Raw genomic sequence first — 6,061 nt, forward strand, 5'->3', positions numbered from 1 at the left:
TCGCCCCCCCCGGTGATGGCGTCAGAGAGACCCGGGTTCTCCCGTCGCGGGGTGACTGCGCTTCTCGTCGCCAGCGGCGGCTCCACGGCTGTCCCCGTTGTCCTCCGCCACGTTCTTTGCCAGCGCCGAGAGGCCGAGGGTGGTCCCGAGGTTCATCGTGTCGAGCACCGATGCCGGAACGAGGACGAGCGTCGCCTTCTCCTTGAGGCCTTCGTAGAGCATGTTCATCGCCCGGAGGTGGAGGGCGGTCGGGTTGTCCTGGTAAGTCTTCGCGGCCTCCTCGAACTTCTTGGCCACCTGCAGCTCGGAGTCGCCGAGGATCACCCGCGCCTGCCGCTCCCGCTCCGCCTGGGCCTGCATGGACATCGCGTCCTGCAGCTCGCGGGGGATCAGGATATCACGGATCTCAACGGAACTGACGTGGATCCCCCACTGTTCGGTCCGGACGTCGATGATCCGCTGCAGTTCCGCGTCGAGCCTCTCCCGGCCCTCGATCATATTTGCGAGGTCGGACTTCCCGATGACCTCCCGGAGCGCCGTCTGCGCCGCCCAGCTGATGGCGGAACGGTAGTCCTCGACCTCCAGCGCCGCTTTCTCCGGGTCCCTCACGCGCCAGAAGAGGACCGCCTCGACGTCGACAGGGACCGTATCGCGGGTGAGGGTCTTTTCCGCCTTAAACGACGTCGTGATCGTGCGGAGATCGATCCAGTAGGCAATCGTGTCGATGAGCGGCACGATGATAAAGACGCCCGGACCCCTGAGGGCCGAGAACCGGCCCAGGCGCAGCACGATCGCTTTCTCCCACTGGTCGGCAATCTGCGTCGCAGCGGCGGCGAACATCCCCGCGAGGACGATGACGGCGGCAACCCACACGAAGAGGGAGAGGCCGGGGGTCGTGAAGGCAGCATACGCGACCGCCACTCCGAGGAGGGCTATCAGGAAGGCAACGGCATATCGCAACGGGTTCTGGCGGCTCATAGTTTTTACCTGCGGAGTGCTGTAGCCCCAGATATATAATAATACATATATAGTCCATTTTGAACCAGTATCTGCCGCCGTGCGGCGGGAGACGACCATGGAGATCCATGATATTCACTCATTCGACCTGACACCGGCCGAAGCGATCCGCCTCCAGGAGGCGCTCCGGGCCGGGGTCCGCCTCTCCAACGGCATCGGTGAGATCTCCCTCGTGGCCGGCGCCGACGCCTCCTACGCGAAGGGCTCGAACGAGATCCACGCGGTCGTCGTCGCCCTCAGCTACCCCGATCTTGCCGTCGTCGAGCGGGTTTCTGCCAACGCGGAAACGTCGTTTCCCTATATACCCGGCCTCCTGACATTCCGGGAAGGCCCCGCCCTCATCGAGGCGTTCCAAATGCTGCGATCAGAGCCGGAGGTCGTCTTCTTCGACGGGCAGGGGATCGCCCACCCCCGGGGGCTCGGCATCGCGAGCCATATGGGCGTCCTCCTGGACCGGCCCGCCGTCGGGGTCGCAAAGAGCCTTCTCGTGGGAACGGCGGCGGAGCCCGGGACCGGCAGGGGATCGACCGCGCCCATACTCCGCGACGGCGAGACGATCGGGATGGCAGTGCGAACGAAAGAGAGGGTGAAACCGGTCTATGTCTCGGTGGGCCACCGGATCGACCTTTCGCAGGCGGTCGACCTCGTCCTCGCGACCGCCCGGGGGTACCGGCTCCCGGAACCGACCCGGCAGGCCCACCTCTTTGCAAACGAGGTCAGGAGAGGAGACGAGCAGACCACCCTCCCTTCCTCCACGGAATAGAGCGAAACCGTTATCTGCGTTCGGGCCGGAGAAGCATTCGCCGGCCGGCGTGGCAGGGCCCGCCGGGACGGTTAAGAGTTTACGGAGCATGAAGCATGTTGAATACCCGTACATACTGCTTACCGACGGAGGCGGCGGGACATGGCAGCCCGTGAGATTGTGCCGGGCGTCTTTTCGGTCGGCGCCATCGACTGGGACCGCCGGCTCTTCGACGAACTGATCCCGCTCCCCGACGGCACCACCTACAACAGTTACCTGGTGCGGGGCAGCGAGAAGACGGCACTGATCGACACCGTCGACCCGACGAAGACCGCAGAACTCATGGGGAACCTGGATCGGCTCGGGATCGAAACGATCGACTACATCGTCTCCAGCCACGCCGAGCAGGACCATTCAGGGTCGATACCGGCAATGCTCGAGCGATTCGGCGACGCGAAGGTGGTGACGAACCAGAAGTGCCGCGACTTCCTGGTCGACCTCCTCCACGTCCCGGACGAGCAGTTCATCGTCATCGGCGACGGCGATACGCTCGACCTCGGGGGAAGAACGTTCGAGTTCATCATCGCCCCCTGGGTCCACTGGCCGGAGACGATGCTGACCTACCTCCGGGAAGACCGGGTGCTCTTCCCCTGCGACCTTTTCGGCTCGCACTACGCGACGAGTTCCCTCTACGTCCCCGACGAAGGCGTGGTTTACGAGTCCGCGAAACGCTACTACGCCGAGATCATGATGCCGTTCCGGTCGAGCATCAAGGCGCACCTCGAAAAGCTCGCGACGCGGCAGATCGACGTGATCGCCCCGAGCCACGGTCCGGTCTACAACAGGCCGGCGTTCATCGTCGACGCTTACCGGGACTGGACGGGCGATGCCGTGAAAAACACGGTGGTGCTTCCTTTCGTCTCCATGCACGGGAGCACGCAGGCGATGGTCGACCACTTCGTCGACGCCCTGATGCAGCGGGGTATCCCGGTCCAGCCGTTCAACCTCACTAAGACCGATATCGGCGACCTTGCAAAAGCTCTCGTGGATGCTGCGACGGTCGTGATCGGGTCGCCGACGGTCATCTTCGGCCCCCACCCGCAGGCGGTCTACGCCGCATACCTCGCAAACCTCCTCCGCCCGAAGACGCGGTACGCGACGGTTATCGGGTCATACGGCTGGGGCGGGAAGACGGTCGATACCGTGAAGGATATGCTCGGCCGGCTCAAGGTCGAGTTCCTCGAGCCGGTCTACGTCAGGGGTCTCCCAAAGGAGGAAGACTTCGCGGCGCTGGACCGGCTCGCCGACGAGATCAAAAAGAAACACGAAGAAGCGGGGATTCTCCCGTCCTGATATCCCCCCCTTCTTTTTTCGCGTTTTGCCGCCGGGTTCCGGAACCGCACGCCCGGCACCGAAATCTTAACAGTGTAGGATACCGACCAATCCTCGAGCTGACTTATGCCCCCGTCCGACTTCAAGAGAGTCATTGCCGAGTCGCCCTACGTCTTCGTCATCGGCGTGGCGGGAGACAGCGGATCCGGGAAGACCACGTTCACCCGGGCGATCCGGGAGATCTTCGGCAAGGACCTCGTCTCCACCATCACCATCGACGACTACCACAAATACGACCGCCGGGAGCGTAAAGAGTTCGGGATCACGCCGCTCGTCCCCGAGGCGAACCGGTTCGACCTGTTAGAAGAGCACCTCGCGGACCTCAAAGCGGGAAAGACGATAGTAAAACCGGTCTACAACCACAACAACGGGCAGTTCGACCCCCCGGTGCGCTTCAGCCCCACGAAGATCCTGATCCTCGAGGGGCTGCACCCGTTCATCACCCCGACGCTCCGGGACCTGATCGACTTCAAGCTCTACGTGGACCCGGACCCCGACGTAAAACGTGCCTGGAAGATCAAGCGCGACGTGGAACGGCGGGGATACTCCCCGGACGCGGTCGAGAGAGAGATGGAGGAGCGTAAGCCCGACTTCGAGCGGTACGTCGCGCCGCAGTGCCTGTTCGCGGACGCGGTCATTAGGATTGCCTTCTCGAAGTACGGCCGGGACGTAAGCGAGAAGCGCAACGTCTACCACGTCACCCTCTGCCAGAGCAAACTTAATCGAAGCATCGGGGACGTCGACCTCTCCATCGACCTCTTCGGGCTCCTTTCGCTCTCCGAGCGCGACTTCATGGTCGAATTCACGACTGAAGACGTCGGCGGGAGGACGATGGGGGCGCTCACGTTCGACGGGGAGTTAAACGATGCCGTCGCAAGAAAACTGGAGAGGAACATCGAGCTTCAGACGCAGGTGGAACCCATCGACCTCAGTCAGGACAGCGATTACCTGACGGCCGGGGATATAGCCCAGCTCATTCTCACCTGGCGGATCATCAACCGGCGCATCTTTATCGAGAGCGCTCCCGAATCGGCCGGCACCGGACAGAAGGCGTCTGTGGATAAAAGCGGGTGCGGATGCGGCCGCCGGTGATTCGGAGACCTCCGGGGCCGCTGGAGTTCGAACGGCGATGCAAGAGAAAGTAGATAAGAGCGCCCGGAGAACGTGTACCGATGGATAAGATCGAGCAGTTCTCGATCATCGCACCCGACATCGGCAACATCTTCAGGTTCATGAGCGCCGCAACGGCGGTGCCGCTCGTCGTGGCGGTGATCTACCGGGAGTGGGAGATGATCCTGCCCATGGTCTCCGTCCCGGTCGTCCTTTTCCTCCTCGGGACGCTTCTTGTCCGGGTCCCCCGGGAGGAGCGCGAGGCGCCCCTATCCGCCGCCCTCATGGCCGTCGCCCTGATCTGGCTGATCATCGCGATGGTGAGCGCCCTGCCGTTCTGCCTCGGGCTCGGTATCCCATACCTCGATGCCGTCTTCGAGGCGATGTCGGGGTGGACCGCTACGGGCCTGACCATGATGCGGTCGGTTGATGACCTGCCCCGGACGATCCTCTTCTGGCGGTCGCTGATGCAGTGGCTCGGCGGCATCGGGATCGTCGCCTTCACCGTCGCGATGGCTTCGAGGACCGGGCTGACCCAGTTCCGCCTCTACCGGTCGGAAGGACGCTCGGAGGCGCTGATGCCGAGCGTCGTCGCAACGGGCTTCGAGATGTGGAAGATCTACCTGGCGCTGACCGCCGCCGCGATCGGCCTCGTCCTCGTATCCGGGGTGCCCCTCTGGGACGCGGTGAATATTGCCCTTGTTGCGATCGCAACCGGCGGGTTCTCCGTCCACTCGGAAGGGATCCCCTTCTACAACAACCCGCTGCTTGAGGTTCTCATCGTCCCGGTCATGATCGCCGGCGCCCTGCCGTTCAAACTCTACTACCTCCTCTATCGCCAGAGAGGCGTGCGGTTCTTCGAAGACCAGCAGGCACGCCTCCTCTTCATCCTCGTCGCGCTCGGGATCGTCGTGATAGCGTGGGACCTCGTCACGCTCACGGCAACCGATCTCCCCACGGCCGTCCGCCAGGCGCTCTTCATGTCGGCCGCGGCGGCCACCAGCACAGGGTTCCAGGTCGCCTCCCCGAACGAGTGGGCGAGCGTGACCGTCCTCTTCCTCGCGATGCTGATGGTGATCGGCGGGTCGTCGGGGAGCACCGCCGGCGGTATCAAACTCTCCCGGGTGGTCCTCGGCTTTCAGAGCCTGATCTGGTGGTTCCGGCGGATGTTCGTCTCCGGGAAGGTGCTCGTGCCCTTCAAGTACGACGGCAAGGTGATCCCGAAAAACATAGCCGACCTCGAGGTCTCCCGGAACATGCTGACGATCATGCTCTACTTCCTGATCATCTTCGTCGCCACGATACTGGTAATGCACCTGCAGCCGACGTCCTTCGACTCGAGCAACGTGATCTTCGAGGTCGTCTCCGCGATGTGCAACAACGGCATATCCACGGGGTTCGTCTCGCCCGACATGGCCGATCCGGCGAAAGCCCTCTTCATCCTGGTCATGTGGATAGGGCGTCTGGAGGTCATTCCGGTGATCATGCTCGTTATGGGCGTCCTCAAGCGGTTCGATTGAGGGGGGTTGATTGAGCGGCTCGTTGCGGCGGCGAGGCAGTCCCGGAGGGCTCTTTTGTGAGGGGCTGGAGCGTGGGTATCCGAAGGAACGACGTTCTTCGAAGAACTTTGTTCTTCTCATGCTCACTGCGTTCGCACCTCACACATTGCAAGTTTTCGCGCTTCCTTCAGTCACGCCTCAGAGCATGCGGCATCCAGGGCCTGCATGTTCAACGTATCACCGTTCAGGGCATGGTGGACCCGTGCACGGCTTTCGAGGGGATATCGCGTCTGGGGGAGGG

General features: G+C 63.0%; 5 protein-coding genes. 4 read left to right on the top strand and 1 reads right to left on the bottom strand.

The window, feature by feature from the left end; all coding sequences use genetic code 11:
- Positions 1 to 21 precede the first annotated feature (21 nt).
- On the bottom strand, positions 22 to 978 hold the full coding sequence (locus BRA62_RS06365) for a slipin family protein (RefSeq protein WP_292365736.1): 957 nt from the start codon (positions 976 to 978) through the stop codon (positions 22 to 24).
- A 97-nt stretch (positions 979 to 1,075) separates the two neighbouring features.
- Between BRA62_RS06365 and nfi the strand changes: the two genes are divergently transcribed.
- From nfi to BRA62_RS06385, 4 genes are all read left to right on the top strand, one after another.
- On the top strand, positions 1,076 to 1,780 hold the full coding sequence (nfi, locus tag BRA62_RS06370; RefSeq protein ID WP_292365737.1) for a deoxyribonuclease V: 705 nt from the start codon (positions 1,076 to 1,078) through the stop codon (positions 1,778 to 1,780).
- Between the two features lie 141 nt (positions 1,781 to 1,921).
- Positions 1,922 to 3,112 carry an FprA family A-type flavoprotein gene (locus BRA62_RS06375; RefSeq protein WP_292365738.1) on the top strand — a complete coding sequence of 397 codons (1,191 nt, stop codon included), beginning with the start codon at positions 1,922 to 1,924 and terminating at the stop codon, positions 3,110 to 3,112.
- A 105-nt stretch (positions 3,113 to 3,217) separates the two neighbouring features.
- Positions 3,218 to 4,243: a phosphoribulokinase gene (locus BRA62_RS06380; RefSeq protein WP_292365739.1), complete on the top strand. Its 1,026-nt coding sequence runs from the start codon at positions 3,218 to 3,220 to the stop codon at positions 4,241 to 4,243.
- An 80-nt stretch (positions 4,244 to 4,323) separates the two neighbouring features.
- Entirely contained in the window at positions 4,324 to 5,781 is a 1,458-nt protein-coding gene (locus BRA62_RS06385) for a TrkH family potassium uptake protein (protein ID WP_292365740.1), read from the top strand.
- Positions 5,782 to 6,061 lie beyond the last annotated feature (280 nt).

Origin of the sequence: Methanoculleus sp. UBA208 (genome assembly GCF_002498065.1) — an archaeon.
Lineage (GTDB): Archaea > Halobacteriota > Methanomicrobia > Methanomicrobiales > Methanoculleaceae > Methanoculleus.

Bases quoted from the DNA above. Each gene is read 5' to 3' on its own strand.
- BRA62_RS06385 (WP_292365740.1), top strand. From the start codon at position 4,324: ATGGATAAGATCGAGCAGTTCTCGATCATCGCACCCGACATCGGCAAC.
- BRA62_RS06380 (WP_292365739.1), top strand. From the start codon at position 3,218: ATGCCCCCGTCCGACTTCAAGAGAGTCATTGCCGAGTCGCCCTACGTC.
- BRA62_RS06365 (WP_292365736.1), bottom strand. From the start codon at position 978: ATGAGCCGCCAGAACCCGTTGCGATATGCCGTTGCCTTCCTGATAGCC.
- BRA62_RS06375 (WP_292365738.1), top strand. From the start codon at position 1,922: ATGGCAGCCCGTGAGATTGTGCCGGGCGTCTTTTCGGTCGGCGCCATC.
- nfi (WP_292365737.1), top strand. From the start codon at position 1,076: ATGGAGATCCATGATATTCACTCATTCGACCTGACACCGGCCGAAGCG.